Annotated in this window: 2 rRNA genes (1 of these 2 running past the window's edge); both read right to left on the bottom strand. The window is 53.6% G+C overall.

From position 1 onward, the window contains the following. Nucleotides 1-55: 55 nt before the first annotated feature. Nucleotides 56-172, bottom strand: a 5S ribosomal RNA gene (gene rrf, locus C5E05_RS19670). 130 nt (nt 173-302) lie between these two features. Next, a 23S ribosomal RNA gene (locus C5E05_RS19675) occupies nt 303-1,661 on the bottom strand; it runs 1,853 nt beyond the window's last position.

Here is a 1,661-nt window from a genome sequence, read left to right on the forward strand (position 1 = left end):
TGGTCATCGAGGAGCATCTCTGCTCACTCAACAACCAACCCCGGCTTATGAAGAAGTCCGGCGGTGACCTACTCTCCCACAGGGTCCCCCCTGCAGTACCATCGGCGCTGAGAGTCTTAGCTTCCGGGTTCGGAATGTAACCGGGCGTTTCCCTCTCGCTATGACCGCCGAAACACTATGGATAACCAATCATGTTCCGAACCACACACCACACCCAAACAGGTGCGACACATGGTCGATCCTCGATCGTCTATCGAGAACCACAAAGTGGACGCGAACAGCAACAACATTCATGTGCATGTTTTATCAAATCATCAGCTTATTAGTACCGGTCAGCTCCACACATTTCTGTGCTTCCACATCCGGCCTATCAACCCAGTCGTCTACTGGGAGCTTCTCCCCCGAAGGGATGGAAATCTCATCTTGAAGCCGGCTTCCCGCTTAGATGCTTTCAGCGGTTATCCGTTCCGAACGTAGCCAATCAGCGGTGCTCCTGGCGGAACAACTGACACACCAGAGGTTCGTCCATCTCGGTCCTCTCGTACTAAAGATAGATCTTCTCAAATTTCCTACGCGCGCAGCGGATAGAGACCGAACTGTCTCACGACGTTCTGAACCCAGCTCGCGTGCCGCTTTAATGGGCGAACAGCCCAACCCTTGGGACCTACTCCAGCCCCAGGATGCGACGAGCCGACATCGAGGTGCCAAACCATGCCGTCGATATGGACTCTTGGGCAAGATCAGCCTGTTATCCCCGAGGTACCTTTTATCCGTTGAGCGACAGCGCTTCCACAAGCCACTGCCGGATCACTAGTCCCGACTTTCGTCCCTGCTCGACTTGTCAGTCTCACAGTCAAGCTCCCTTGTGCACTTACACTCGCCACCTGATTGCCAACCAGGTTGAGGGAACCTTTGGGCGCCTCCGTTACTCTTTAGGAGGCAACCGCCCCAGTTAAACTACCCACCAGGCACTGTCCCTGAACCGGATTACGGTTCGAAGTTAGATATCCAGAATGACCAGAGTGGTATTTCAACAACGACTCCACGAACACTAGCGTGCCCGCTTCACAGTCTCCCACCTATCCTACACAAGCCACACCGAACACCAATACCAAGCTGTAGTAAAGGTCACGGGGTCTTTTCGTCCTGCTGCGCGTAACGAGCATCTTTACTCGTAATGCAATTTCGCCGAGTTCGCGGTTGAGACAGCTGGGAAGTCGTTACGCCATTCGTGCAGGTCGGAACTTACCCGACAAGGAATTTCGCTACCTTAGGATGGTTATAGTTACCACCGCCGTTTACTGGGGCTTAAATTCAGAGCTTCGCCGAAGCTAACCCTTCCTCTTAACCTTCCAGCACCGGGCAGGCGTCAGTCCGTATACATCGTCTTGCGACTTCGCACGGACCTGTGTTTTTGATAAACAGTCGCTTCCCACTGGTCTCTGCGGCCATCAATGCGCTTTCAGGAGTAAATCCCTATACGCCTCAGGCCCCCCTTCTCCCGAAGTTACGGGGGCATTTTGCCGAGTTCCTTAACCACGATTCTCTCGATCTCCTTGGTATTCTCTACCTGATCACCTGTGTCGGTTTGGGGTACGGGCGACTAAAACCTCGCGTCGATGCTTTTCTTGGCAGCAGAGGATCACCGACTACCTCACCTA

It is taken from the genome of Pseudoclavibacter sp. AY1H1, assembly GCF_002931055.1.
Classification (GTDB): domain Bacteria; phylum Actinomycetota; class Actinomycetes; order Actinomycetales; family Microbacteriaceae; genus Pseudoclavibacter.